At 40.2% G+C, this 26,423-nt stretch carries 22 protein-coding genes and 1 other RNA gene; 4 read left to right on the top strand and 19 right to left on the bottom strand.

Annotation, left to right across the window (positions count from 1 at the left end; genetic code table 11):
- Positions 1 to 9: 9 nt before the first annotated feature.
- The 11 genes from hisH to ACTQXY_RS01895 form a co-directional block, all read right to left on the bottom strand.
- The gene (gene hisH / locus ACTQXY_RS01945; RefSeq protein WP_441658057.1) at positions 10 to 618 is read right to left on the bottom strand and encodes an imidazole glycerol phosphate synthase subunit HisH; all 609 of its coding nucleotides are present in this window, start codon (positions 616 to 618) and stop codon (positions 10 to 12) included.
- Between the two features lie 17 nt (positions 619 to 635).
- Positions 636 to 2,117 (bottom strand): sensor histidine kinase, encoded by a 1,482-nt coding sequence (locus ACTQXY_RS01940; protein WP_441658056.1) that lies wholly within the window; start codon positions 2,115 to 2,117, stop codon positions 636 to 638.
- Positions 2,117 to 2,794, bottom strand: coding sequence for a response regulator transcription factor (locus tag ACTQXY_RS01935; RefSeq protein WP_441658055.1), 678 nt, complete (start codon positions 2,792 to 2,794; stop codon positions 2,117 to 2,119). The genes ACTQXY_RS01940 and ACTQXY_RS01935 overlap by 1 nt, the downstream gene beginning before the upstream one ends.
- Positions 2,795 to 2,925: 131 nt before the next feature.
- Complete coding sequence (locus tag ACTQXY_RS01930; protein ID WP_441658054.1) at positions 2,926 to 3,843, bottom strand: ATP-binding protein; 918 nt, start codon at positions 3,841 to 3,843, stop codon at positions 2,926 to 2,928.
- A 97-nt stretch (positions 3,844 to 3,940) separates the two neighbouring features.
- Positions 3,941 to 4,287, bottom strand: a transfer-messenger RNA (tmRNA) gene (ssrA, locus tag ACTQXY_RS01925).
- A gap of 144 nt (positions 4,288 to 4,431) precedes the next feature.
- On the bottom strand, positions 4,432 to 5,409 hold the full coding sequence (locus tag ACTQXY_RS01920; protein WP_441658053.1) for a hypothetical protein: 978 nt from the start codon (positions 5,407 to 5,409) through the stop codon (positions 4,432 to 4,434).
- Positions 5,410 to 5,423: 14 nt separating this feature from the next.
- Complete coding sequence (locus tag ACTQXY_RS01915) at positions 5,424 to 10,616, bottom strand: fibronectin type III domain-containing protein (protein WP_441658052.1); 5,193 nt, start codon at positions 10,614 to 10,616, stop codon at positions 5,424 to 5,426.
- A 129-nt stretch (positions 10,617 to 10,745) separates the two neighbouring features.
- Positions 10,746 to 11,786: a galactose-1-epimerase gene (locus ACTQXY_RS01910; RefSeq protein ID WP_441658051.1), complete on the bottom strand. Its 1,041-nt coding sequence runs from the start codon at positions 11,784 to 11,786 to the stop codon at positions 10,746 to 10,748.
- A gap of 24 nt (positions 11,787 to 11,810) precedes the next feature.
- Positions 11,811 to 13,301, bottom strand: a complete 1,491-nt coding sequence (gene galT, locus ACTQXY_RS01905; RefSeq protein ID WP_441658050.1) for a UDP-glucose--hexose-1-phosphate uridylyltransferase — start codon at positions 13,299 to 13,301, stop codon at positions 11,811 to 11,813.
- Between the two features lie 14 nt (positions 13,302 to 13,315).
- Entirely contained in the window at positions 13,316 to 14,485 is a 1,170-nt protein-coding gene (locus ACTQXY_RS01900) for a galactokinase (protein ID WP_441658049.1), read from the bottom strand.
- Between the two features lie 86 nt (positions 14,486 to 14,571).
- Positions 14,572 to 15,486, bottom strand: a complete 915-nt coding sequence (locus tag ACTQXY_RS01895) for an ArsR/SmtB family transcription factor (protein ID WP_441658048.1) — start codon at positions 15,484 to 15,486, stop codon at positions 14,572 to 14,574.
- Between the two features lie 137 nt (positions 15,487 to 15,623).
- Here ACTQXY_RS01895 and ACTQXY_RS01890 point away from each other — a divergent pair, with 137 nt between their 5' ends.
- From ACTQXY_RS01890 to ACTQXY_RS01880, 3 genes are all read left to right on the top strand, one after another.
- Positions 15,624 to 16,550, top strand: coding sequence for a YegS/Rv2252/BmrU family lipid kinase (locus tag ACTQXY_RS01890; protein WP_441658047.1), 927 nt, complete (start codon positions 15,624 to 15,626; stop codon positions 16,548 to 16,550).
- Positions 16,551 to 16,552: 2 nt separating this feature from the next.
- Positions 16,553 to 17,359 carry a glycerophosphodiester phosphodiesterase family protein gene (locus ACTQXY_RS01885; protein WP_441658046.1) on the top strand — a complete coding sequence of 269 codons (807 nt, stop codon included), beginning with the start codon at positions 16,553 to 16,555 and terminating at the stop codon, positions 17,357 to 17,359.
- Positions 17,360 to 17,457: 98 nt separating this feature from the next.
- Positions 17,458 to 18,108, top strand: coding sequence for a phosphatase PAP2 family protein (locus ACTQXY_RS01880; RefSeq protein ID WP_441658045.1), 651 nt, complete (start codon positions 17,458 to 17,460; stop codon positions 18,106 to 18,108).
- Positions 18,109 to 18,133: 25 nt separating this feature from the next.
- Here the strand turns inward: ACTQXY_RS01880 and mutY are convergent, their stop codons facing one another.
- The 8 genes from mutY to ACTQXY_RS01840 form a co-directional block, all read right to left on the bottom strand.
- Positions 18,134 to 19,894: an A/G-specific adenine glycosylase gene (mutY, locus tag ACTQXY_RS01875; protein ID WP_441658044.1), complete on the bottom strand. Its 1,761-nt coding sequence runs from the start codon at positions 19,892 to 19,894 to the stop codon at positions 18,134 to 18,136.
- Entirely contained in the window at positions 19,895 to 20,251 is a 357-nt protein-coding gene (locus ACTQXY_RS01870) for a Spx/MgsR family RNA polymerase-binding regulatory protein (protein WP_441658043.1), read from the bottom strand.
- A 19-nt stretch (positions 20,252 to 20,270) separates the two neighbouring features.
- On the bottom strand, positions 20,271 to 20,993 hold the full coding sequence (locus ACTQXY_RS01865) for an amino acid ABC transporter ATP-binding protein (protein WP_441658042.1): 723 nt from the start codon (positions 20,991 to 20,993) through the stop codon (positions 20,271 to 20,273).
- Entirely contained in the window at positions 20,980 to 21,681 is a 702-nt protein-coding gene (locus ACTQXY_RS01860) for an amino acid ABC transporter permease (RefSeq protein ID WP_441658041.1), read from the bottom strand. Before ACTQXY_RS01860 ends, ACTQXY_RS01865 begins: the two co-directional genes overlap by 14 nt.
- 101 nt (positions 21,682 to 21,782) lie before the next feature.
- Complete coding sequence (locus ACTQXY_RS01855) at positions 21,783 to 22,562, bottom strand: ABC transporter substrate-binding protein (RefSeq protein ID WP_441658040.1); 780 nt, start codon at positions 22,560 to 22,562, stop codon at positions 21,783 to 21,785.
- Between the two features lie 132 nt (positions 22,563 to 22,694).
- Positions 22,695 to 23,531, bottom strand: a complete 837-nt coding sequence (locus ACTQXY_RS01850) for an undecaprenyl-diphosphate phosphatase (protein ID WP_441658039.1) — start codon at positions 23,529 to 23,531, stop codon at positions 22,695 to 22,697.
- 15 nt (positions 23,532 to 23,546) lie between these two features.
- On the bottom strand, positions 23,547 to 24,377 hold the full coding sequence (locus tag ACTQXY_RS01845; RefSeq protein ID WP_441658038.1) for a Cof-type HAD-IIB family hydrolase: 831 nt from the start codon (positions 24,375 to 24,377) through the stop codon (positions 23,547 to 23,549).
- The gene (locus tag ACTQXY_RS01840; RefSeq protein WP_441658037.1) at positions 24,370 to 24,948 is read right to left on the bottom strand and encodes a hypothetical protein; all 579 of its coding nucleotides are present in this window, start codon (positions 24,946 to 24,948) and stop codon (positions 24,370 to 24,372) included. Before ACTQXY_RS01840 ends, ACTQXY_RS01845 begins: the two co-directional genes overlap by 8 nt.
- 114 nt (positions 24,949 to 25,062) lie before the next feature.
- Between ACTQXY_RS01840 and ACTQXY_RS01835 the strand changes: the two genes are divergently transcribed.
- Entirely contained in the window at positions 25,063 to 26,124 is a 1,062-nt protein-coding gene (locus ACTQXY_RS01835) for a cell wall hydrolase (protein WP_441658036.1), read from the top strand.
- Positions 26,125 to 26,423 lie beyond the last annotated feature (299 nt).

The raw sequence follows: 26,423 nt of genomic DNA, 5'->3' as shown, positions 1-26,423 counted from the left end.
CTCTTCCTCCTAGCTAAGCTCTACAAAATTTTTCAAAATCTGAAGTCCCACATCACTGCTTTTTTCCGGATGAAACTGGCATGCAAACACATTATCCATTTCCACAGATGCATGGATGTGCGCACCGTATTCTGTCGTCGCCTTCACAATTTGTTCCTCCTTGGCTTTTAGGTAATAAGAATGCACAAAATATACATATGCGTCCTGTTCAATTCCCCGAAAGAGTCTTCCGTCATTCTGAAGATGCAAAGAGTTCCATCCCATATGCGGAATCTTAAACCCTTCTTGATCCGGAATTCTGCAAACCTCTCCTTTTAAAATTCCAAGTCCTTTCACGCCTTCCGATTCGTCACTTTTTTCAAACAACAACTGCAGACCAAGGCAAATCCCTAAAAAAGGAATCCTTTTTTTCACCACCTGCTCAATAACCTCCACCAAACCATACTCATTCAGATTCTTCATTGCATCTCCAAATGCTCCGACTCCAGGCAGAATCACTTTATCTGCAGCTAAAATCTGCTCTTTCTCGCGTGTGATCACAACATCCTGCCCCAGCTTCTGTAATGCTTTTTCTACGCTTTTTATATTCCCCGCATCATAATCAATAATCACTATCATATCACTTGTGCCCTCCTCTATTTTGCAGATAATTCAAACCAGAATTCCACTCCGTTTTCATAGTTGTTCACTCCATACTCATGATGGAACGATTCCATAATCGCCTTGACAATGGAAAGTCCGATTCCATTACCACCATATTCTCTTGTGTGTGCTTTATCCACTTTGTAGAATTTATCCCAAATGTGCCCGATATCTTCCTTTGGAATCTGTTTTCCGGTATTAAACACCGAAACTCTCGTCGTATCCGGTTCTTTTCCTTTTGAAATACGAATGTCAATCAGCATCTGCCCCTCTACATGATTCAATGCATTACTCACATAATTTCGAATAACCTGTTCTGCCTTGAACTCGTCTGCCCAGACATACGCAGGTTCATTCTGCGTAAAATGCACTGTAGCATTCTTCTGCTGTATCAGTATCTCACAGCTTTGCACTACTCCGCGAATCAGCTCCGCGATGTCAAAGCGCTCAAAAGACACTTCCTCTTCTCCAAATTCCAGTTGGTTCAATGTCAGCAGATTTTTCACCATGAGGTTCATCTTTCCTGCTTCGTCCATAATCACGTCACAATAAAACGCCCGGCTCTCCGGATTATCCGAAATCCCCTCTTTTAGTCCTTCCGCATACCCCTGTATCAAAGCAATTGGTGTCTTTAATTCGTGGGAGACATTTCCAAGAAATTCATTTCGCATATTTTCCATTTTTTCTTTTTTCTCAATATCTTTTTGCAACTCATAATTGGCTTTTTTCAGCATTGAAATGGTCTGTTCCAATTTTTCTGACATAGCATTAAAGTTCTCTCCAAGAACTCCGATCTCATTATCTCCGCCGCTTGTATATTTCGCATCAAAATCCAAATCTGCCATTCTCTGTGACAGAACCGCCAGTTCCATGATCGGATCCGCAATCCTTTTCGAAAAATACCACACCAAAACAGTGCTGATCAGTACAACTACAACCACGATGTAAGATAGAAATTCATTCGAAAGCGCCACGCTTTCCCGAATACTCTCCAAAGGACTCCTTAGAATAAATGTGCTTCCATCCTCCAAATATCCCCACATCTCTATATATTCATAACCACTTTGCACATCTTTTGCACTGTGAATCTGATAGGTATCACTCTCCTTTAAAAGCGTTCCTCTTTCCTGATTTCTCCCCAACATATAGCCAATCAGCTGCATAACAAGCTCATTGCTTTTCTGCTCATTTTGGGCAATAGAAAGACGAATCTTCTCTTTTCCAGAGACGACCGCAAGCGTAATATTACCAACCTCAACCATCTCACTCAATTTTTCTACCGTGCTGTCAGATGTCAATGTTCCCTTTTCCGAAGCCGTTTTTAGCTTTTCATATACCTCCGTCAAACTCGCCTGTTTGTTTAAAATATAATACTGACCAAGAAATTTTGCATTCACTCCAAGCGAAATCAGGAGAATTGCCACTACCAATCCGATAAAGATCACCGAAATCTGCCGTTTAATCGACCCACGCATTATTCCACCTCAAACTTATATCCCATCCCCCATATCGTCTTGATATAGTTTCCTTTTTCTCCCAGTTTGCTTCTTAATTTTTTTACATGCGTATCAATTGTACGAGCATCTCCAAAGTAATCATAATCCCACACATTGTTCAGTATCTTCTCTCTGGACAATGCCATCTTTTGATTCTCCACAAAATAAGTCAAAAGTTCAAACTCCTTCACACTCAGCTCAATCGGTACATCATCAATCTTCACAAGGTGCGCTGCTTTATCAATCACGATTCCTCCCGCATCAATCAAATCCTCCGAAACCGCTGAACCTCCTCGTTTTAAAATCGCATTCACACGTGCAACCAAAATTTTCGGACTAAACGGTTTTGAAATATATTCATCTACCCCAAGTTCAAACCCTTGCAGCTCATCCCGTTCTTCCCCCCGTGCCGTCAGCATGATAATCGGAACCTGAGACAATGCACGAACTTCTCTGCACACCTGCCATCCATCCATTCTAGGCATCATCACGTCCAATATAATCAAAGAGATGTCTTTATTTTCATAAAAAATATCCATTGCTTCCATTCCATCAACAGCTTCTATGATAGTGTGCCCCTCTCTTTCCAAAAAATCTTTTACCAGTTTTCTCATTCTGCTCTCATCATCTACAACCAATATTTTCAATTTTTCCATATATTTTCACCTCGTTTAATGTTCTCTTTTCATCATAGCAAAGATTTATGTCAACTTTGTGAAACAAAAATGACAGTCAGAAAACTCCGTTTTTTTAGTTTTTCCAACTGTCACTCGCCCTTCACTTTATTTTATACCCTCGGTAGGAACACAGAAAACATCGTTCCTTTTCCAACAATTGAAGACACTTTGATATACCCACATTGTTCTCGTATAATATGTCTTGCAATATAAAGTCCGATTCCAAGACCTTCTTGCTCTTTTGCCTCTTTTGTACGATAAAATTTCTTAAAAATTGCCTCTGTCTCTGTGTAATCAATTCCGATTCCATTATCAGTAATATCTATTTTTGCATACATATCATACTGCATCACGTTTACTTTTACCATCGAGTTCTCTTTTGAATACTTAATCGCATTCTCCAAAATATTCGAAATAGCTACAAGTGTCCAAGGATAGTCAAACACTGCCTGAATCTTTTTCTTCTTATATTGAATTGCAATTCCTTTTTTCTCTGCCAAAGGAAGTAATTCCTGACTTACTTCACACAAAAGATTCCCGATATTCTGTGACTTAGGCTTAATTGAATTCAGACCACTCTCCAGCACAGATATCTTCACCAATGCTTCCAACATCGTATTCAGTCTCTCTCCCTGTGTACTGATGCGCTCCGCAATCTTTCTAGTATCATCCGAAAAATCTTTCTGATCAAGCAACATATCTGAATACATCTTCACATCTGCAAGCGGTGCCTGTGTCTGAAATGCAACTTCTGCAATTAAAGATTTGATTCTGTCTTTTTTCTCTTTTACACGTCTGTTCCTGACAATACAAATCTTTAGATATTGATTCATCTTGACTTCCAAATCTGAAAAAACAGATCCATCCGGTCTTTTTGATTTTAATGTACCTTTTGTCGCATCATCAATCATTGTTGTCAGATTTTCAATCAACGTTTTCGTGCTTTTTCGTTGTAAAAATATAATCAACACACAAATCACAACTACTACCTGAGCAATTGCAATAGCTATAATACTTATCTTATCCATTTATCCTAATACCCCTTTTTTAATTTTCCCCTGTTAAAAATTATAACACTACTTCCAAACATATGCAAATAAAACCTCAGCATATGCTGAGGTTTTGAAATGGACCTGAGGGGAATCGAACCCCTGTCCGAAAGCCCTTCCATCGAGGCATCTCCCATCACAGTCATTATTTTGACATTCCCTCCATCAGACGCCTAATGACAGGCTTCTGATCTCAGTAGCTTCATAAATTCTTCCATCCCCTCAAAGCTTTGGAAACGAAGTGCCTCACCTCATTGAAGCCGGTGACTTAAGCAGTGAGTGACTTAAGACCGACTGCTGCCACTAGGCAGCGTACGCTAAATTTTCGTCTGCGTTTAATTTTAAAGTACGGATTGTTATGCGGTCCCGCCCCGCAGATGGCTTCCCAAACTTCTGAACCCCCGTCGAAACCAGTACAAGCCCTGATTCAGCATTGTCATGGCTCGCAAACGTATTTTGATTATATTCTACTATTTCATAATTGTCAAGCCCGACCGCAATAAGTTTCCATCTCAGTAATTTCAAAAAGAATCCCGTAAAAACAGGATTCTTTTTAAGTAAAGCTTGTTATTTTCTCTTTACTTTTTTCATAACAACCACAACAATTATTATGGCTGCAGACAAAAGTACGATTCCAACCACAGCAATTTTAGCTTGGTCACCAGTCACAGCAGCATTCTCTTTTTTATTATCCAGAACGGGTTTTGTTTCTTCATGACTGTCTTCACCACTATTTGGCGGTACTGGCTTCCCTTCTCCATCCGGAAGTTCTTTATTCATTATCGTGGTGATTTCTAGTAATTCTTTCACAGCATTTTCCAAGTCTGCTTTTGTAGCATCTGGGTCACTGATCAGCATATTCACCCGATTCATAGCAGCCTGATATCGTTCCCAATTTTCCTCTGAGTGATTTTCTTGCTTGTAATAAGCAAGGCACTCTTCATAAAATCTTTGCACCTCCTGCTTATATTCCAAAGAAGGTTCTTCTGAATCCGGCTGCTCTGGATCCGGGTTATCTGGATTTTCCGGATCTGTTGGCTGTGAGCCTGTATTTACTTTATCAGAAGCTGCATTATTCAAATTGCAAGTAACAGACTCTCCATTTACGACTTTGAATCCATTTTCAAGTGCCTGAACTTCTGCTCCTATCTCTTTCCCTTCAGAATCTTTCACCACAATTTTTCCAAGAGCAAGCTCTCCTTTTGTAAAAAGATCTGTTCTTCCAGACACATAGACCGTTAGTACTCCGTTGCTAAAACGATATTCTTTTACTACCACATTTTGATCAAATGAAGCAAATTCGAAATCTGCACTGTCGACCGCTGTCCCACCAACAGAAAATTTTACTGACAGTGTTTGCACATCAGCCATAACATATTCTTCTGGTACGTGCAATATTACTTCAATCTGCTTTTCTTTTGCTTCTAGCGACACAGACGCATCTGAACTATCTGCTGCGAAGGCAGCTGTAGAAAAAGCAGCTGCAAAAAGAAATACACATGTAAAAATACGTAGTACACTTTTCTTCAAATTTAATTTTCTCATATTTGTATGCTCCTTTATCTACTATTTTTCCCACCTGTCAACGTAATTTCTTTTAATTCTTTTGGAATCTCTATCGGCAATGTGTCACTTACAAGGCGTTGTCCCTCATTTGTGAGTGCATTATCCACACGGTAAAGCTCAGCTCTAACCACTTTATTATTTTTCAGTAAAGATTCCACCTGTTCTGGTTCAACCCAATAGATAAATGTTCCATCGGATGTCTCTCCCAGTTCTCCATGCTCCGGCACATCCGCCATAATAATCTGATTTGCATTGATGCTTCCATCCGCGTCAACACCACCAACAATCTCACCTTTTTCATTGTAAAGAACTACAACATTGTATGCCGGGTTTCCTTTATACTCTCCGACAAAGACAAGAGAACCTTTCTCAATCTTAAGTTGCTGCGCTTTATCATATACGAAATCCTCTTTCAGTATACCGACTCCAGCCTCATTTCCATCTGTCTTTTTAAATTCGACATTATCGCCTGTCGGCCCTAAAACATCGATTTCTGAAATTGATATTTCTTTTTCTTCTTGACCTGTTGCAATCAATTTTACGTATCTTGCATCATAGGTAAAGATAAATGGACTCTCTCCATTTTCCTTGTTCTCAAAGTAAACCGTCACTGTTTTATCTTTCAAATCAAACCTGTCTGATTTTACAGTTTTCCATGTCTCTCCGTCTGTGCTGATTTGAATTTCATAATCACTTATCGCTGTTCCTTCCTGCAATGTATATTTTAACGCAGTAACCTCCAATGTCTTATTAAAATTCAATACAATTTCCGGAGCAGTCGCAATACCGTCTTCTGATTTTACAGTTTTACCAGTATATGTTGTATCTTTTTTATTATCTGCAATCTTGCTAATTGCCGATTCTAACTCTGGTGCACACGGTTCATTCTCATCCGCCTCTGGCAGTTCATCTTGATCTGATACCATATTTGTTGTAATTGTCCATTCGTCCTTAGCATAACTTCCATCGTGTGAAATCTTCACTGCCGGAAGTCTTTTCGCAACTGAACGGTTTAAGAACTTATCAATTACCGTTATTTCATAGGTAAATACTCTGTTATTAATGGTTGTAACGGTATCCACAAATTTATCTTCTGTAGTAAACCCAACAACTTCTCTAGACTCTTTTCCCTCTGAAGTGCTGTATCTTGCAATCTCATATCCAAGAACTGCATCTTTATTTCCCGCTTTATTGCTCAGTGCGATTTCCACTTGATTTTGTGATGTTTCATCTACCACCGCTGATACATCATCACCGACTACATCCTGCCCTAAAACAGTATCTGCTGTTCCGTTTTCAATCTCATATACTCTGGCGTCATCATTTACATAATAAATCGCCCTTGTTTCTTGCTCAAACTGAGAAGCATAAGCGACTGTCTCTTCATCAGGAACCATTCCCCATCGTTCAAAGAATTCTAATATATTCTTTTCAGCGGCTGCTGTTGAAAGACGCATAAAATCTTGATCTGTATTTCCACTCAGAGTAAGTGCAATTCCATTTGGTTTTGGCGCTCTCGCAGTATTTCTTGCATAAGTGTCTACTCTTGCAAAAAATAAATTATCAAACTGTTCCTGATATGTATCATATGTCTTATAATTATATCCTCTATCATATGCCAAATGCAACTGCCAGTACATACCTAACTGTGTAAATACATCGTTTGATTTTCCAAGTGTATTTGATGTTACTTTCTCATATACATCTTCATATTTGAATCGAACAGAGTCATTTGTATCTTTTGCCTGCGCTAATACTGAGAAATAATTATTTGTAATCTCTGCAATCGCGTAAACTGCCTGATTGATATCATGTCCAATCTCATGGGCAATTCCCCATCCAAAATACTGTCCGGAAATATGCTTTCCATTCTCATCTCTTACAACAGGACGTGCGCTTCCGACAATTGGAATTGATCCCCACTCAATACCGATGTGGTTACCGCCTGCATACATAAATGCGGTTCCAAACATTCTGTGATATCTAATGTTCAAATGTTGTGATGGCAATCTATCTTTTGCTGTTGCTCCTTCCGCGTTACTCAGTCCCTTATGCTGATAGAATAACGTCATCATCTCATCCATTGCTTTTAATGCTTGAGAAAGATTTTTTGTCTGCTCTTCAACTGTTCCCTTGCCAATTCCATTTAAAACCTGTTCTGCTGCGACCGAATACATCATCTGATCAAGCATAATATCTGTTGTCCCTAAAATACAATTTTGCTTATCATAGTCATAATCGACCGCATTGTCTTCATTTCCTTTATGCAGCTTATTATGCTGTTTTTCCATATCTTTCACATGTACATTTAATTCTTGTACATATTTTTTGATACGTGTCTCTCTCTCTGTCTCATCTGTAACTTGATATAAGTCAAGCATCGGAACCTTTGTTCCGCCACTTATACGCACCCCATATTTGTCATTTACATTGTTTCCAGTATACATGACATAAAGTGATCCACCCTTCTCTACATCTATCGACTGTAGTTTTGGAATGCGTACTACATTTCTTCCGACCTTTAACGTCTGTACTTCTTGAACAAAGGAACTTCCTTCCGCATGATATTGAGTAGCCATCAATTTCAAAGAAGTATTGGCACCTGTACGAAGCTCGTTATGTCCTACATAAACGACTATTTCTTCGTCGGCATATGCTGTAACTCCTAATGGCTGCCATGCATTTAACCCACCAAATCCTAAGTGCCCGTCTTTTACAGCTGTAATTTCCGGGTGAATTGCAATTACTTCATTTAGAGAAGTATTATTCAGAATTTCCTTCGCTGTGTCAAGCTCTCTTTGCAAAAGCTCCCGCTCCGGATGATATTCACCTGTCGCCTCGTCTTTTTCATCGACTCTCTTCTGCAATGTTTCAATTGTGGCTGCTGTCACATCTTCTCTCAAAGTTGTATGCATGTCGTCTGAGTAAAGTGACATAATATCATCTTCTAAGCTATCATAATGATAGAAACGAAGCTCTGAGATATAAATTCCTCTTACAGAACCATATCTTCCGACGCCAATTCGAATTTTCTTCGCCTGAATTTTCTTCGGAAGCTTGATCGCATAATAATATCTGTCATTTTCTGCTTTCACTTTACTAATAGATGCATTGGTCTCCATCTCTTTTCCATCTGCATCCCAGTATTTAACATTCACATAGGAATAATTTGTACGATCCATATCTTCTGCTAAAGTGATATAGTTCATCTCATATGCCTGATCAAATTCAACTGTAACACCTTTATTGCCTCCTGGATACGCACCGCCTTCATCCCAATCATCTACATATAAACGTGAACCATGATCATTATCGACAAGTCCAAATCCGCTTTTTCCATTTTTATCATCCAGTGGACTCTCCAACATGTTGCCTCTGCCGATTGTAACATTTTCGATATGAGCACTGACCTGCCCAACTCCATTTGACGTATTAATCAGCTTACGTTCTGGCATTTTTACCGGATTGATATTTGTTGTTGTCGCTGTGCTCTCCAATGACTTTGGACTTTCTCCAAGTTCATTTACACCAACCACATAAGCATAATACTTCGTATTATCTTTCAAACCAGAAACAACATAACTTGTCCCCTGAATATTATCAATTTTTGTATATTCCTCTGTACCGTCTTCTCTATAGAATACTTGATAGCTATCCGTATCCTCCATATCTTTCCAAGAAATCTTGATACTTCTGTAAAGCCCTTCAGCTTTCACATGATCCGGCGCCTTCGGTTTTTCTGTAGCCATTGGAATTCCGACTACACTTTCTGAATATCCACTTCTCCAATTTCCATTTACAGACTGCACTCGTACTTTATATTCTTGCTTATTAACTAATTTTGTATTGTTAAATTGTGCGACTGATAATTTATTTGCTGTTGTTTTATGTACTTCAGAAATTTCTTTACCGCTTACAACAGAAGATACTTCTACCTCATATCCTGTTACATTTTTTTCGGCTTTCCATGAAATTTCAAGCTCTTTATTCAACCCTTTTACTGTTAACTCTGTCGGAATATTCATTTCCGGTGCCGGAATTCTATTTTCCATTCCATTTATAAACTCTACTTTTGAAATATCCGCAAGTTGTGTTCCGGATGTCGCTGTCACCTTAATACTGATTTTTTTAACCGCAACTTGTTCTCCAAGATCCACTTCCAAACTTCCATCTTCATTTATTATAACACTTGCAGCTCTGCTTATCTTTGCTCTTGTCTGATCTTCTCCAAACGGAATCTGGATTTCATCGCCCTGTTCATCTGTAATAATGATGGTCCCTTGTTCTAAATGCCCCTCTCCATTTGGAGACTGAATTACTAACCCATCCATTTCTACTGACGAATCACTTGCTCCACCCAGTGTAAAGTTCAAAACAACTGGATTTTCTATTGAAATACGCTCTTCGTTTGCCGGCTTAAACGTTACGTTTTCGCCACTTTCTCCCAAAATGCTTTCAATATTGGCATCGCCCACAATCACAGTGTTTTCATCCACCTGTGGTTCTATTGCTTCTTTTGAAATAGTTGTCATAATACTTGATGTCACATTCTCACGTTCATAACTTTGAGAAAACCATTTCAAGTCCGCTTCATCGACTTTTCCATCTCTGTTCAAATCTGTACTACTATTGGCTGAAGCACCCTCTGATTCAATTGCATCAATAATCTGCTCCATATCACTCGCATCAATGATACTATCACCATTCACATCGCCAAATTTCATAGCTCCACTGTGTGCATTCTCTTCATCATGTCTCCCTTCCGAGTATCCGGTCAGTACATAAATCTGATTCTTCGCAAATGCATTGATTTGTATATCCTGGGTATACTCTTCAAACCCATTTGCTGTGATGGAGACAGTGTAGTTCCCACTCTCCAGTTCTTCAAAAGAAACATTGCCGATTCCTTTCGAATCCGAAAATTGAAATGTTTCAGGCTCTCCTACAATGCTGCTACCAGCCTTTTTCAAACTAACTTGAAAGTCTCTGTTATAATCGATCTCTCCAAGTACCGATTCCAACACCACTTCTAATGTCCCGGATACTGATTTTGAATCACTGCTTTGGGAATATTCCTCAACTGCCGTTTGGACAATTTCCTTATTCATCTCTTCTGCCCGCAACACTCCAAGCGGTGTCTGTAAAATTAGGCACGAAATGAGCAAGCCTGCAATTCCTCTTTTCATACATCCTCTCCCCTTTCTTAAAATTGCAAAATTCCACATTATTCTAGCAATATTTTCGTCAAAATGCAATGATTTTTTTCAAAAAATAACCGAATGAGAACGCTCTCAGACGGTTATTTTTCTAATTTCCTACTTTTTTACTATGAATTTATATACTGTTGTCGTATCATATGCCTCACCCGCACGACAGATCGGGCTTACAAAATTCTCATGATTCACTGCATCCGGAAAATACTGAGTCTCAAAACAGACTGCGTGACGTTTTTGATAGATTGCGTCCTCTTTTCCACACTCATCCTCTACAAAATTGGCTGTATACATCTGCACTCCCGGAAGGTCTGTATACACTTCCATCTCAATCCCCGTTTTATCAGAATAAAGTGTTGCAACCTTTCCAACTCCATCACGTGGCTTTAACACCCAGTTATGATCATATCCATTTCCGAAATTCAGTGCCTCATAGTCTTCTTCAATATCTCTTCCAATTGTCTTTGGCACACGAAAATCCATTGGCGTCCCGTCTACGGAAACGATCTCTCCGGTTGGAATCGACGTTGCATCCGCTCTCGTATAAGCATCCGCATCAATCCATACTTCTTGCTCTAACACCGAACCGGAATTATGTCCAGACAGATTAAAATAACTATGATTTGTCATATTGATGATCGTATCTTTCGTCGGCACTCCATGATACTGAATTTTTATTTCATTGTCATCTGTCAACGTATAAGTCACTTCAATGTCCAATGCCCCCGGATAATTCTGATCGCCATCCGGACTGTGCAGTGCGAATGTAATGCTGTTCTCCGTCTGTTCTTTCACTTTCCACACACGGAAACTATAAAAATCCAACCCGCTGTGAAGATTGTTTTCACCATCATTTTTGTCCAGATTATATTTTCTCCCATTCAACACAAACGACGCACCACCGATGCGATTCGCGCTCCGACCGACCGTAGCTCCAAAAAAAGTAGCTCCTTCTTCATATTGCTCTGCCGTGTCATATCCAAGTACCACATCACAGAGGTTTCCATCCCTGTCCGGGACAAGAACCGCATGAAGCGTTGCCCCCAGATCAGTCACCCCAATCATCATGCCGTTCTTGTTCGTAAATGTATATAATAAAGCTGCATCACCTTTGCTGTTTGCTCCAAATACTCTCTGTTCCATTCTGTTCTCACCCTCTCCAAATGCCTACAGTGTCTCTATGAACCGTTTAAATGCAATTCTTCCCTCTTCTGTACATTTATAAACACCTGCATCTTCCAAAACATTGGTAAATACAATTCCAACTTCTTTTTCCAAAATTTCCATTACATTTTCTTTTGTAAATCCGTCGTATTTTCCTCGGAATCTCTCTACCCAGTCTGCATGTTTTTCAATCTTTTCATTCTCTCTGATATTCTTGCCTTCCACAAGATAATCTGCAAGGATTTCCATCTCTTCTTTCAGCCGAGACGGAAGCACTGCAAGTCCCATTACCTCAATCAGTCCAATGTTCTCCTTCTTGATGTTATGCCACTGTGCATGTGGATGATATACCCCAAGCGGATGTTCTTCCGTTGTAATATTGTTGCGGAGCGCAAGATCCAGCTCATATGTATCCCCAACTTTTCTTGCGATTGGAGTGATTGTGTTGTGTGGTTCACCTTCTGTATTTGCAAATACAAACGCCGCTTCGTCTGTGTATCCTCGCCATGCATCTAAAATGTGTGCTCCAAGTTCAATTAAACGCGACTCATCTGTACTTCTCAATCTCAATACAGACAATGGCCATTTTACAATTTCAACTTCTACATCTTCAAAGTTTTTGATTGTAAATGTCTCTTCCATCGGCGCTTTTGCCATTGCAAATGTATAATTTCCGCCCTGGAAATGGTCATGACTCAAGATAGAGCCTCCTACGATCGGAAGGTCTGCGTTTGATCCCAGGAAATAATGTGGGAATAGTTTTACAAAATCAAATAATTTTACAAATGTCTGTTTTTCAATTTTCATCGGTGTGTGCTCGCCATTAAATACGATACAGTGTTCATTATAATATACATATGGCGAATACTGGAATCCCCATGCACTGTCATTCACTGTAATCGGAATAATACGGTGATTTTCTCTCGCCGGATGGTTCACACGCCCTGCATATCCTTCATTTTCCACACAGAGCTGGCATTTTGGATAACTGCTCACTTTTGCATTCTTCGCAGCAGCAATTGCCTTTGGGTCTTTCTCCGGTTTGGACAAGTTGATTGTGATATCAATCTCACCATAAGCGCTGTCCACTTTCCATTTGCGGTCTTTTTTCACACGGTAACGACGGATATAATCGCTGTCCTGACTTAATTTGTAGAAATAGTCTGTCGCCTCTTTTGGAGAAACCTCATATCTTTTTGCAAACTCAGCCTGTACCTGTGCCGGACGTGGTGTCAGACAGTTCATAAGCTTTGTGTCAAACAAGTCACGGTACACGATGCTGTCTTCAATAATTCCTCTTTTACACGCCTCATCAAGCAATGCTCCAAGAACTGTCTCAAGATTTATTTCTTCCCCCTGAATATCTGTGTCTTCATAATTCTCTTCGCCAAAAAGATCCAACAACAGATTCGTTGTATAAATGCGTTCGCACTCCGGCGTCAATCCTGTGTCAATTCCATACTGTACTAATTTTTTAATATTTTCAAATAACATTTTTTCTCTCCTGCTTATTTTAAAATTCTTGCTCCGTCTCCGATGTCTACTACATAAAATTCAGCTTTGTGTCCCACTCTCTCCTCATACTGCGCTCCGACAGTCTCAATGAAATGATCTACTGCATCATTTTTTACAATACTTACTGTACATCCGCCGAATCCGCCTCCTGTGATACGTGATCCAATGACGCCCTCAATTGACCATGCAAGGTCTACCAAAATATCAATCTCTTCACAAGATACCTCATAATCATCTCGAAGCGATACATGAGATGCATTCATCAGCATTCCAAACGTCTCAATATCATCTGCTTTGAGCGCTTCTACCGCCTTGATCGTTCTTCGGTTCTCATACACTGCATGCTTTGCTCTTTTCTGTCTGATCTCAGACTGGATTGCATCTTTATGCGCCTCGAATTCCTCCTCTGTCAGATCACCAAGTGTCTGGATATCCAACACTTTCTGCAGTTCTTTTAATGCAGTCTCACATTCATTTCTTCTGTCATTGTAGGCAGAATCCACAAGACTGTGTTTTACTTTACTGTTTACAATTACAATTTTTGCATCTTCAAGTACAACCGGCGCATATTCATATTGCAGCGTATTGGTATCCAGGAAAATGGCATTGTCCTTCTTTCCCATCGCGCTTGCAAACTGATCCATAATTCCACAGTTGCAGCCATTAAAGTTATTTTCTGAACACTGCCCAATCTGCGCGATCTCAACCATCGTCAAGTCGTCAAATGCAAACATATCCTTCAAAAGCACTCCTGTCAGAACTTCCAACGATGCAGATGAAGAAAGTCCTGATCCGTTCGGAATATTTCCGTAAATCAGAATATCAAGTCCGTTTGTAAGCTTATATCCGCGTTTTTCGAATGTCCACATAACTCCCTTCGGATAATTCGTCCATCCTGCTGCCTCTGATGGAACCAGATCCTTCAGACTTGACTCGATTACACCGAGAGATTCAAAATTCGCAGAGTACAGTCTCAGCCTCTCATCTTCTCTCTTTCTTGCAATCGCATATGTACCTAATGTCAGCGCACATGGAAACACATGCCCTCCGTTGTAGTCTGTGTGTTCCCCAATCAGATTCACACGTCCCGGAGCAAAATACGCCCGGATATCCCCTTCTGGTCCAAATAATTGTTTGAATTGTTCTACCAGTCTCGCTTTCATTCTTCTTCTCCTTTTATTTTAATATTTTTGTTTTAAAACACCTTATTTGTTATTTATTATATCATATTTTCCTATACTGTAAAGCTTTAATAACTCAATTTTAGAACAATGTCCTGCGGATAATCTCCAAAGCAGTCCCCAAATATATTGATTCCGCCTTTGTGTGCTGCATCCTCCTTAATTCCGATCTTCACCGAAATATAATCCTTGTCAGAAATGTTGTATTTTTCCAGTCCGGCATCAGAAAGCTTTTCACCGTCCAGAAAGCTTCCGTCCTTTTTCACACACCAGTTCTTTAACATGCCATATTGGGTCTTATCGGATGACCACCATGCCGGATTCAGTTTCCCGCGTCTTCCGCCGAAATCACTCGGACTTTCCCATGTGCCAACCTCAACGTCATTGATCCACAGTGTGATATCAGAAGGCCAGTCCATATTATACTCATGGTCTTCCGAGCATATTTCCGCAGACACCTCTACTTTCCTGAGCGTTTTCTTTTTTAATGTCACATTCGGAAAACGGTATTCCAAATATCCATTTCCAAACCAAATAAGCTTGGCATTCATCCTTGCCGGATTATAAAATACCGAAGCCTCATCTTCCACATCAATATACCCGTCCTGAGACACCATTCCGCAAGTCGGCTCCACATGGTAATCCACATAATTTCCGATCGGCATATGGATCTCATCGATTTCTCCTTCTGTCTCCTGCTGTAAGTCAATAAAAATTCCATCTACTTTCTTTCTGCAGATTTTCATAGACCCTCTGACGGCTGCCCGAAGTTCTGTCTCAATCAAGCCGGCTTCCTCAAGAACCCGAACATGCAGCGCAGCAGAGGATGCTGGTATCTGTAAACATTCGGCAATTTCATTTACATTATAAGCTCTTTCTTCTAGTTCACTCAAAATCCGGAGTCTCAATTCCGATGACAATGCTTTTCCAATTAATGCAAGCTGTTCTTTTTGGCTCAAATTATATTTTTCCGTTCTATCCATCTTTTTTTTTCCTCTTTAATGCACTATATTTATTATTTTATACCAAAAATCTTGTTATATTTATTTTAACTTTTCTAGTGACCATCGTCAATTATAAATGTTATAATATCTCCAAGAACAAAAGACAGGTGATGCAAATGTACATTTTTATTGTAAATCCACACGCTCGTTCCGGTCTCGGACATGTCGTGTGGGACGAATTAGAATCTATTTTAAAAAAACGAAAAGTACCTTATAAAGCGTATTTTACAAAATATCAAAAACATGCGACCGAGATTACCCGCAAAGTCACCTCTGGTGATGGTCCTTCCACTTTGGTTGTGCTCGGCGGAGATGGTACGATAAACGAAGTGGTAAACGGAATCCAAGATTACGAAAAGGTGATCTTGGGGTATATTCCAATTGGTTCAAGCAACGATTTCGCCAGAAGCCTGAATATCCCCTCTTCACCCAAAGAGGCTTTGGAGCTTATTCTGGCGGCACATGACACCCGCTCGATAAATATCGGACGATTACAGTATCAAGACCGCTTGAAACACTTTGCCGTAAGTGCAGGTATTGGCTTTGACGCCGCTATCTGCCACGAGGCAGTCATTTCAAAATTGAAAGTTGTATTGAATAAGCTCCACCTTGGAAAACTCACTTATGCCGGTATCTCCCTGCACCGTCTCTTTCTGACAACACCTCAGGAAATGACAGTCACGCTGGATCATAAAGAAGAATTCACTTTTTCATCTGCATATTTTGTCTCAATTATGAATCACAAATACGAAGGCGGAGGGATCAAATTCTGTCCCGATGCACGCCCCGATGACGATTTGCTCGATGTAATTGTTGTTTCTGATCTTTCAAAATTAAAGATTCTCACCCTCCTTCCGACAGCATTTACCGGTTGGCATACGCATTTTAAAGGCGTCCACACCTATCAGTGCCGCCATGTAAACATCCACACAGAACGAGCATTGCCGGTTCACACAGACGGAGAACCTGTATTTTTACAAAAAAGCATTTCCGCCTCATGCGATTCTAAAATGCTTCCGGTTATCGTGCCACAAAGGAGGTAACTATGTTTTTTATTGTATTGCTATTTTTATTCTTATTCCTGTATTTGATTTCCATCTGTCCAAATCTTGCCAGACGCAAAATGATGGAACCATTTTTTCATACAGAATTCGCCCACCGCGGTCTGTTTTCAGATGCCCATGCCATTCCTGAAAATTCCATGAAATCTTTTCAGGAAGCAGTCAGACAGCATGTCGGCATCGAACTTGACGTCCATCTGACAAAAGATGAAAAAGTAGTCGTTTTTCACGATGACACGCTCACAAGGATGTGCCGGATTGATGCCCTCATCGAAGAAACCTCTTATGAAGACTTGCAGAAACTTTACCTGAATCACACATCGGAAAGAATTCCGCTTCTCTCCGATGTGTTGTCGTACGTCAACGGTCGTGTGCCGCTTTTGATTGAATTAAAGCTTCCTACAAAGAGTACCAGACTCTGTCATGAAGTACACAAGCTTTTGAAAACTTATCAGGGAGCTTATTTGATTCAGTCTTTTAACACAATCGGGATTTTCTGGTTTCGAAAAAATGCCCCGCATATTCTGCGTGGTCAGCTATCCTCGAACCTGACAAGGACACGAAAGAACGAGCCTTGGTTTGCCTGCTTTCTTGTCCGTTTTCTCCTTTTAAACGGTATTGCAAAACCCGATTTTATTTCTTATAAATTCAAAGATGTCTCCAACATCAGTCTCCGAATGATAAGAATTCTCTACCGCACACCGGTCGCAGTCTGGACACTTCGTACACCCGAATCATTTCTCCAGGCAAAACGGCAATACGATATGGTCATATTCGAAAAAAACTTTTAAAAATTCTAAAGATAGTATGAAGACTGTTGTTGCTCAATCTTTTTCATGCTATAATCATTTACATACTTTAATTCACTTTATGAAGGGATTTTGATAGCATGAAAAGCTTCCTACAAAAATACAGACATGCATGGGTTTTTCTTTACGGATTCATATACCTTCCTTGGTTTTTTTACCTGGAAAAACATGTGACAACAGATTTCCATATTATCCATACCAGTCTCGATGAAAAGATACCATTTTTAGAGATATTCATCATTCCTTACGGACTGTGGTTTTTATTCATCGCAGTGACTGTCGGATACTTCTTTTTCACAGATAAGACTGATTTTTATAAGCTTTCAGCCTTTCTCTGTATTGGAATGACGATTTTTTTGATATTTTCAACTATTTATCCAAATGGGCAGATTTTACGTCCGACAACATTTGAACACGACAATATTTTTGTCGATTTAGTAAAGCAGTTATACCGTGCTGATACACCGACGAATATTTTCCCAAGCCTGCACGTGTATAATTCCATCGGCGCCTGCATTGCAATTATGCATAGCCAGAGATTAAAAGAATATCGATGGATTCAATACGCCTCGCTTGTACTTGGCGGACTCATCATCTTATCTACCATGTTTTTAAAGCAGCACTCTGTAATCGACGTGGTAGGCGCCGGCGCCATGGCTGTAATCTGTTATCAGCTCGTATATGTGGCTGCATTTAAAAAACAGCCGGCCGTATCCAGACAAACAATTTAGGACCAGCAGACTGCTGGTCCTATTCTTATTCCTCATATTTTTCCTGTCCAAGTTTGATATCCACAAAATCGGTATAATATTCAAATGCTGCCGGAATTGGATACTCTCTTTGCACTTCCTCCGGATGGATGAACAACATTTTCTCTGTACAAGATTTTTCCAACTCATCTACTCGAATGGCAAACCCGGTCATATGCCATTCCACATGACTGAAAATATGTTTTGCCACTCCCAGTTCTTTTATTCTCAGCGGCTGCAGTCCAATTTTCTTACTGTATTCCAGCGCTTCATCTGCACTTAATTCTCCCTCAATATTCGGAAGCTCATACAATCCTGCCAAAAGACCTTTTGCCGGACGTTTCCGAATTGCTACATTCTCGCCATCCTGAAAAATGAATACTGTCCTCTTTTCAATCTTTCTCGCTTTTGCTTTTGTCTTCACCGGGAGATCTGACTCAATTCCTTTTTCCCTCGCTTTGCAGAGCTGCCTCAACGGGCACAGCAGACATTTCGGCTCCCCATTCGGCACGCAGACAATTGCACCAAGTTCAATCAGACCCTGATTAAAATCACTCGCCGCATTTTTCGGAATGATACGTTCTAGCTGTTCTTCTATCCTTGTTCGCACGCTCGCTTTCATAATGTCATCATAGCTTGCCGTGATCCTCGAAACCACACGAAGTACATTGCCATCGACCGCCGGTTTTGGAATCCCAAATGCAAATGAGCTGATCGCCCCTGCCGTATAGTTTCCGATTCCTGTAAGACTTTTTATCTCCTCGTAGGTCTTGGGAAATTCTCCATGAAAATCTTCCATGATCTGCTTTGCCGCTTTCTGCATGTTGCGCACACGGTTGTAATATCCAAGACCTTCCCACAACTTCAAGAGCTGGTCTTCCTCCGCCTCCGCCAAATCCTTTACTGTCGGAAGCGCATTTAAAAATCGGGCGTAAAACGGCTTCACCGCCTCCACTCTTGTCTGCTGCAGCATAATCTCTGACACCCACACACGATAGGCGCTGATCTGTTCTCTCCACGGAAGTTCTCTCTTATTCTCCCGGTACCATGTGACCAGAGGAACTGCGATTTTCTTTAGATTCTCATCCTCCAAAAGAACAGGCACTTCCTTTCCAATCTCAATGCTGTCTTTTCCAACTTTACAGTCATATGCAAGTACATGCACCCCCTGCTCCTTCGCTCGTTTTAGCGCTTCGCCAAATGCCGGCTGCGTTTCCATATTCGGAGTAAAATACCGCACACCTTTCATCTGGATCACAAAAAAGATATACGCTTCATATCCTTCTTTTGTCGCCTCACAAAGCTCTTCGATGTGCTTTATCCCCCGCTCAGTCGGTGCATCCGGAAATTTCACAATTCCATTTTCCTCCAGCGTGACTCCTTTTACTTCTACAAAGATTTTTCTATCTCCCTCTTCCACATAAAGGTCAAATCTGGATTTCCTGTACGTCTTTTCCGGTCTGATCACTGTCGCATCCGGAAACAAATTCCCTTGTTTAATCCATTCCTCCACTACTTTGTTCGGTATCTGGGAATCCATATTGATCATCCGTTTTCCTTTTTTTACACCGATCAGATCCCACTGGGTTTTTCTGTCCGGATTTTCTGCCCGCTGCACATACACAGATGCATTCGGTGTCAAAAGTTCAGCACAACGCCCTGTATTTTTCACGTGTACGCTCTCTTTCTTCCCCGCAATTTCTACATACGCAATAAAACGATTGGGACGTTCAATGAACCTCCCAATCTCAATTCTTTCATATTTCATTTAACTTAAAACCTCTTCCCAGGAAACCTCTTTAAATCCCGGAACAGCAAACTCTTCACCTACTAGAAGCGGACGTTTCACAAGCATTCCATCCGTCGCAAGAAGTGCATATTGCTCTTCTTCTGTCATATTTGGAAGTTTATCTTTCAGCCCGAGTTCTTTATACTTCATACCACTTGTGTTGAAAAAACGCTTCAGTGGAAGACCGCTTTTTTCATGCCACGCCTTTAATTCTTCCGCAGTAGGATTTGCCTCCACGATATGTCTGTCCTCAAAGGCAACACCCTTTTCCTCCAGCCACTTCTTCGCCTTTTTACAGGTCGTACATTTTGGATATTCTACAAATAAAATACTCATCACATTCTCCCTCGCTTTCTTACAATACTTTTGACAAAAATTCTTTCAGACGCGGTTCTTGTGGATTCTCAAAAAATTCTTTCGGCGTGTTGCTTTCTTTTACTTTTCCCTCATCAATGAACAGGACACGCGTTGCAACCTCTTTTGCAAATCCCATCTCATGTGTCACGACTACCATCGTCATTCCCTCATCTGCCAGTTCTTTCATCAGTTCCAGAACCTCTCCTACCATCTCCGGGTCAAGTGCAGACGTCGGCTCATCGAACAGCATCACATCCGGATTCATCGCCAGAGCTCTCGCAATTGCAATACGCTGTTTCTGACCACCTGACAACTGTCTCGGATATGCATTCTCTTTGTCAGGAAGTCCAACACGCTGCAACAATTCTTTTGCTTTCTTCTCCGCCTCTGCTTTTGTCATCACACCAAGTTTCACCGGTGCGAGCATGATATTTTCCTTGATCGATAAATGCGGAAACAGATTAAATTGCTGGAATACCATGCCCATCTTCTGTCTCAGTTTGTTGATATCACAATCTTTACTTGTGATGTTATTTCCCTCAAACCACACTTCTCCGCCTGTCGGTTCTTCCAGAAGGTTGAGGCAACGCAAAAAAGTAGATTTCCCGGAACCAGACGGTCCAATCACAACTACTTTTTCTCCTTTTTCAATATGCTCGTCAATCCCACAAAGCACATTGTTTCCATGAAATGATTTTTGTAAATTCTTAGTGACGATCACCTTGTGACAACCTCCTTTCCAATAAACTTTGTAATTTTGTAAGTCCTAACACGATCACAAGATAGCAGCCTGCTGCTACAAACAACGGCGGTAATACAATAAAATCTGTAGAACCAATGTACTGTGCTGCTTTTGTTAAATCTGTCACCGCAATCACTCCCGCTACGGATGTCTCTTTGATGAGCACAATAAATTCATTTCCAAGCGCCGGCAGAATATTTTTCACTGCCTGTGGGACAATGATATAGCGCATCGTCTGTATGTAGTTGAATCCAAGCGAACGACCTGCCTCCATCTGTCCTCTGTCAATGGATTCAATTCCAGCTCGGATAATCTCAGCTACATACGCGCCGGAGTTGATACCAAAGCAGATTGCACCAACAAAAATTTCGTTCGTGTCTCTTGCAGTAAACACCATATTGTACATAATCAAAAGCTGTACCATAACCGGTGTTCCTCGAATCACCGTCGTATACACATTACAGAACCACTTCAAAATCCTGACAAAAATATTTTTGGAAACTGTTACTTTCACCACTGCGATGAACAGACCAATCGCCACACCGATCAGGATTGCAAATATGGAAATTAAAATGGTAACCTTCAGACCATCCAAATAGACCAAATACCGCTGGTCATAGATTACCGCATGATGAAACCCTTCTATAAACTTTTGTATAAAGTCCATCTTTTCTCCTCTCTTTCTTTTGTAATTGCATCAAAGAATCAGCAGATTATACAAAATCTGCTGATTCTAAAATTACTTATCTTCTATTTTACACTATTTTATTACTTTTGTGTATGGTTTGCTGTAAATTCTTCAATTTTTCCATCTTCAATCAACTGATCGATTACTTTGTTGATTTTATCCAATAATTCCTTATTTCCTTTTTTCACTGCAATTGCATATTTATCTTCAAACAGCACACCATCTAAAATTTTCAATGTTCCATTAGAAGCTACTAATTGTTCTGCCGGATATTGGTCCATTACGATACAATCTACTTTATTATTTTTCAAATCTTCTGCAGCCTGAGCAAATTTTGTATAGCGCTTTACTTCTTTCGGCTTGCAGTTCTTTTCATTGGATACCCAGATATCTGCGATATTCCCCTGTTGTACTGCAACTACTTTTCCGTCAAGATCTGTTCCTGAAAGTTCTGCTCCTGCCGGAGTCACTGCCGGACTGTCACCGTTTACAACGATTACCTCTGTTGAATTTACATATTCATGAGAGAAGTCCATTGTTTTCAAACGGTCTTCATCGATAGACACACCTGCTGCAACAAAATCTACTTTTCCGCTTGCAACCGCTGCCAAAGCACCGTCAAAATCCATGTTCTTGATCTCTAGCTCTTTTCCCATATCATCCGCAATCGCTTTTGCGATATCCATATCAATTCCGACAACTTCATTGCCTTTCATGTACTCGTATGGTGCAAAACCAGCCTCTGTTCCGACAATAATCTTGTCAGCCTTAGCTTCCTTTTCTTTTTTATCACTTCCGCAAGCTGCCATAGATACCACACATGTTGCCACCAATAATGCACTTAATAATTTCTTCTTCATAATTTAATCTCTCCCTTTCGCAATTTATCCTGCATAAAAATTCAACTATGTGGTATATTTTATCACATTTTTCAAAAAAATCAAGTGGCTATTTATACATTTTTCTTGCATAAACAGCCACCCGTTTGTATATTATTTTAAAAATCCGCTTGCCGCAAAGTACCCAAGCACGATCACACCCAAGATGATGCGGTAATAACCAAATACTTTGAAATCATTTTTCTTGATATATCCCATTAAAAATTTAATCGCAATGATCGATACAACAAACGCCACCAGACATCCTACGATCAGCATAGCTGCTTCCATCCCTGTGAAGCCGCCCCCAACTTTGATAAACTTCAACAATTTAATTCCACTTGCACCGAACATAACCGGAATTGCAAGGAAGAATGTAAATTCTGCCGCCACATATCTGGAAGTTCCAAGCAACAATGCACCAATGATTGTCGCACCGGAACGTGACGTTCCCGGCACAAGAGAAAGAACCTGAAATACTCCAATAAGCAATGCTGTCTGATAAGAGAGCTGATACAATTTTGTCACCTGCGGTGTCTTACCTTTATTCCAATTTTCTATCACAATAAATAAAATACCATACAATATCAACGTAATGGATACTACTACATAATTATGCAAATGCGCTTCCATCCAGTCATCCAACAGAATTCCAAGAATAGCAGCTGGTAAACATGCAACGATCACTTTCATCCACAACTGAATCGTATACACTTTCTGTTTTCTTGATTTCTTCGGTGAAAACGGATTCAGTTTATGAAAGTACAAAACTACAACCGCTAAAATTGCCCCAAGCTGTATCACCACATTAAACATCTCTTTGAATGCGCTGCTCGCCCCAAGCTTGATAAACTCATCTACCAGAATCAAATGTCCTGTACTGCTGATTGGCAGCCACTCCGTGATACCTTCCACAATTCCAAGTATAATTACTTTTAACATATCTAACATTCTTCTTTTCCTCCTCTAGTTCAGCACAAACCTCTCAATCGCCTTTGCCACTCCATCTTCATCATTCGAAACAGTCACAAAATCTGCTGCTGTCTTGACAGTATCATAAGCATTGGCCATGGCAACAGCAAAGCCAACTTCTTTTAACATCTCCACATCATTGCCGCCATCACCGCACGCCATAATCTCCTCTCTTGAAATTCCAAGAGATTTCCCTAACTGCAAAAGACCAAGTCCTTTGTTTGTTCCTTCTTTATTAATCTCCAGATTATTATCCATTGCAGCTGTGACAACGATGCCCGAAAGGGTATTCAATTCTTCTAGTGCTTCCTGTTTATCTTTCTGATTTCTAAAAATTCCCTGTAGCTTATCTACCTCACACTTCATCGCCTGTAATTTTTCTTTTACATCTTTTACCGTAATTCTTGTACTTTGTAAATATTCTGCCATATGAGGATCTTCAAAATATGCATATACATTCTTCAGACCATCTTCATTCATGTAGCCGACTCCGTCAACAAAAAACTCGTGAATTGCATGATGTCTTTTCAAAATATCTATGACTTTTTCTGCTATCTCCCCTGAAAGCAGGTTCTCATAAACTACCTTCTGCTTCTGCATATCCAATATTCTTGCACCGTTTGCTGTCAGTGCATATCTCATTCCCGGAAAATGTTTCAGTTCATCAGGCACTCCCGAAAATGGACGTCCGGTAGCCACAACTACAGCTACTTCCTGCTCAATCGCCTTTTTTAGCACCTCTCTTGTATAGGCAGTCAGCTGTTTTTCACTGTTCAGCAGTGTCCCATCCAGATCCACCCCAATCATCCTAATTGTTCTACTCATATACGGTCAGTTCCCTTCCTTCTTTTGTAAAACGTAGTAATTTCGTGCTTACCTTGTCAAATGAACGTTCAAACGATTGCATTCCATAAGCTTTCATCTCTTCAATCTGCTTTTGATTGCCTGCTGGAACAAATAGAACCATATCTTTCGTCGGTGCCATAATAACAATATCATCATTAAGCTTTTCACTGCACATAGACCAAATATGCTTAAAACAAAGTGAACTTGCCTCGTGATAACCGTCAGCGATAATGCTAAAGCCACCATATAATGTGTGTCCAATTACAAATTTCACATTCCTTGCAAGATTTTCGCACGCTGTATGGTAAAGCAGTTCTATGTCCGTATCTGGCGGAAGCATATTGTCTTTTAATATCTCATATGTATCTTTGTCTCTTTCAATTACAAATATCACCATCAAATCCCCTGCAAAAGAGACTATCGGAGTATCTTTATCAGAAATATACTTTCCATTCAGCGCCTTATGATCTACAAGACATTCTTTCACCCACGGATAAATCTTATCCTTGATATTCTTATAAAGATAATGCTCCTCTTTGTATTTCATCATATTCTACTGCCCTCTTTTCTTCTGCTATTTGATTCTATTCTAACAAAATTTGATTAATAACGCAATTTATAGTATAATATTTTAATAACTATTTATTCAGGAAAGGAATTACTTATGAAAAATAAAAAGTTAAAAATGCTGATACGTACCTGTTCCATTTTAACTTCCATCGCAGTGTTCACAGTTTTTGCTACTTCTTCATACGCTGAAGATTCTGTTGAATCACTTGAGGGCACAACATCAAACTTACAGAATGAATTATCCAATTTAAATAGCGAACTCGATGCCTTGAGTGGAGAGTTAGATACCATTATGAAAAAAATGGATACCATCACAGCGCAAATCGAGCAGGTGAAAGACGATCTTGCTGTCGCAAAAGGCGAGGAAGCAGCTCAGTATCAGTCTATGAAACTGAGAATCAAACATATATATGAAAGCGGCAACACCTCTTACTTAGAGATGCTATTCTCTTCTGGGAGCATGACTGAATTTTTAAATAAAGCCGAATTTATCAGTGCGGTAAGCGAATACGACCGCAATCGTCTGAAAGAGCTCGTCGATGCACAGAATGCTGTTGCCGAAAAAGAAAAGCAGCTTCAAAATGAACAATCTCAACTGACGAAACTTCAGGATGAGCTCAATCAAAAGCAAGCGGATCTTACCGCAAAAATTTCTTCCACATCAGGAGAATTAGAGCAATATTCTGCAAAACTTGCTGAGGCAAAAGAGCGTGCCAAAGCAGCACAGGAGGCTCTTGACAAAGAAGTCATACCTATCGAGCCAGAGGCACCGCCCAGTAACAATTCCGGTTCTTCTCAAGGTCAGACCCCTAATGTCAGCGCCAGTGAACTAGAGTTATTCGCCGCATTGATTGAATGCGAAGCCGGAAGTACACATTATGAAGGTATGCTTGCAGTTGCATCTGTCGTCATGAACAGAGTCAACCATAGATATTATCCTGATACTATTACCGGAGTAATCTATCAGATCGGACAATTTTCTCCGGTCGCTTCCGGAAAGCTTGATAAAGTCTTAAAACGAGGTGTTAAATCCTCTTGCGTGGAGGTTGCAAAAGATGCTATCGCAGGGAAAAATAATGTAGGTAGCTGTCTGAATTTCCGTGCAGCATGGACCGGACATAGCGGAATTGTAATCGGGGGAAATGTATTCTTCTAATGCAAATACTATTCATCACAGAAACGGAGGTATCTTAACATGGGATTCTTAGTTTGTGTCATTGCGGTAAGCATCATTGCCGCAATCGTTGCAGCTGTCGTCGCTGCTTCCACCGGTGCCTTACTCGGTGCACAAGAAACAGACGAAGAAGAATAAAAATGACTGCGGTTTTAAAGAAACCGCAGTCATTTCAGACTGTAGACAAAGTCCCGGACAGAAGTCCGGGTTTTTCTTTTATCAAGTTTTCCACATTTCTAACTTTTTTCCATAGATTTACCAAGAAAAATGGTTCGGTTATC

Origin of the sequence: Faecalimonas sp. LCP19S3_D12 (assembly GCF_052121495.1) — a bacterium.
In the GTDB taxonomy this organism is placed as follows: domain Bacteria; phylum Bacillota; class Clostridia; order Lachnospirales; family Lachnospiraceae; genus Faecalimonas.
Note: the sequence above shows the minus strand (reverse complement) of the source record. Positions and strands in the feature narration are given on the sequence as shown.

Excerpts from the sequence above, each read along its gene's own strand:
- hisH (WP_441658057.1), bottom strand. The coding sequence starts at position 618 with ATGATAGTGATTATTGATTATGATGCGGGGAATATAAAAAGCGTAGAA.
- ACTQXY_RS01940 (WP_441658056.1), bottom strand. The coding sequence starts at position 2,117 with ATGCGTGGGTCGATTAAACGGCAGATTTCGGTGATCTTTATCGGATTG.
- ACTQXY_RS01935 (WP_441658055.1), bottom strand. The coding sequence starts at position 2,794 with ATGGAAAAATTGAAAATATTGGTTGTAGATGATGAGAGCAGAATGAGA.
- ACTQXY_RS01930 (WP_441658054.1), bottom strand. The coding sequence starts at position 3,843 with ATGGATAAGATAAGTATTATAGCTATTGCAATTGCTCAGGTAGTAGTT.
- ACTQXY_RS01920 (WP_441658053.1), bottom strand. The coding sequence starts at position 5,409 with ATGAGAAAATTAAATTTGAAGAAAAGTGTACTACGTATTTTTACATGT.
- ACTQXY_RS01915 (WP_441658052.1), bottom strand. The coding sequence starts at position 10,616 with ATGAAAAGAGGAATTGCAGGCTTGCTCATTTCGTGCCTAATTTTACAG.
- ACTQXY_RS01910 (WP_441658051.1), bottom strand. The coding sequence starts at position 11,786 with ATGGAACAGAGAGTATTTGGAGCAAACAGCAAAGGTGATGCAGCTTTA.
- galT (WP_441658050.1), bottom strand. The coding sequence starts at position 13,301 with ATGTTATTTGAAAATATTAAAAAATTAGTACAGTATGGAATTGACACA.
- ACTQXY_RS01900 (WP_441658049.1), bottom strand. The coding sequence starts at position 14,485 with ATGAAAGCGAGACTGGTAGAACAATTCAAACAATTATTTGGACCAGAA.
- ACTQXY_RS01895 (WP_441658048.1), bottom strand. The coding sequence starts at position 15,486 with ATGGATAGAACGGAAAAATATAATTTGAGCCAAAAAGAACAGCTTGCA.
- ACTQXY_RS01890 (WP_441658047.1), top strand. The coding sequence starts at position 15,624 with ATGTACATTTTTATTGTAAATCCACACGCTCGTTCCGGTCTCGGACAT.
- ACTQXY_RS01885 (WP_441658046.1), top strand. The coding sequence starts at position 16,553 with ATGTTTTTTATTGTATTGCTATTTTTATTCTTATTCCTGTATTTGATT.
- ACTQXY_RS01880 (WP_441658045.1), top strand. The coding sequence starts at position 17,458 with ATGAAAAGCTTCCTACAAAAATACAGACATGCATGGGTTTTTCTTTAC.
- mutY (WP_441658044.1), bottom strand. The coding sequence starts at position 19,894 with ATGAAATATGAAAGAATTGAGATTGGGAGGTTCATTGAACGTCCCAAT.
- ACTQXY_RS01870 (WP_441658043.1), bottom strand. The coding sequence starts at position 20,251 with ATGAGTATTTTATTTGTAGAATATCCAAAATGTACGACCTGTAAAAAG.
- ACTQXY_RS01860 (WP_441658041.1), bottom strand. The coding sequence starts at position 21,681 with ATGGACTTTATACAAAAGTTTATAGAAGGGTTTCATCATGCGGTAATC.
- ACTQXY_RS01855 (WP_441658040.1), bottom strand. The coding sequence starts at position 22,562 with ATGAAGAAGAAATTATTAAGTGCATTATTGGTGGCAACATGTGTGGTA.
- ACTQXY_RS01850 (WP_441658039.1), bottom strand. The coding sequence starts at position 23,531 with ATGTTAGATATGTTAAAAGTAATTATACTTGGAATTGTGGAAGGTATC.
- ACTQXY_RS01845 (WP_441658038.1), bottom strand. The coding sequence starts at position 24,377 with ATGAGTAGAACAATTAGGATGATTGGGGTGGATCTGGATGGGACACTG.
- ACTQXY_RS01840 (WP_441658037.1), bottom strand. The coding sequence starts at position 24,948 with ATGATGAAATACAAAGAGGAGCATTATCTTTATAAGAATATCAAGGAT.
- ACTQXY_RS01835 (WP_441658036.1), top strand. The coding sequence starts at position 25,063 with ATGAAAAATAAAAAGTTAAAAATGCTGATACGTACCTGTTCCATTTTA.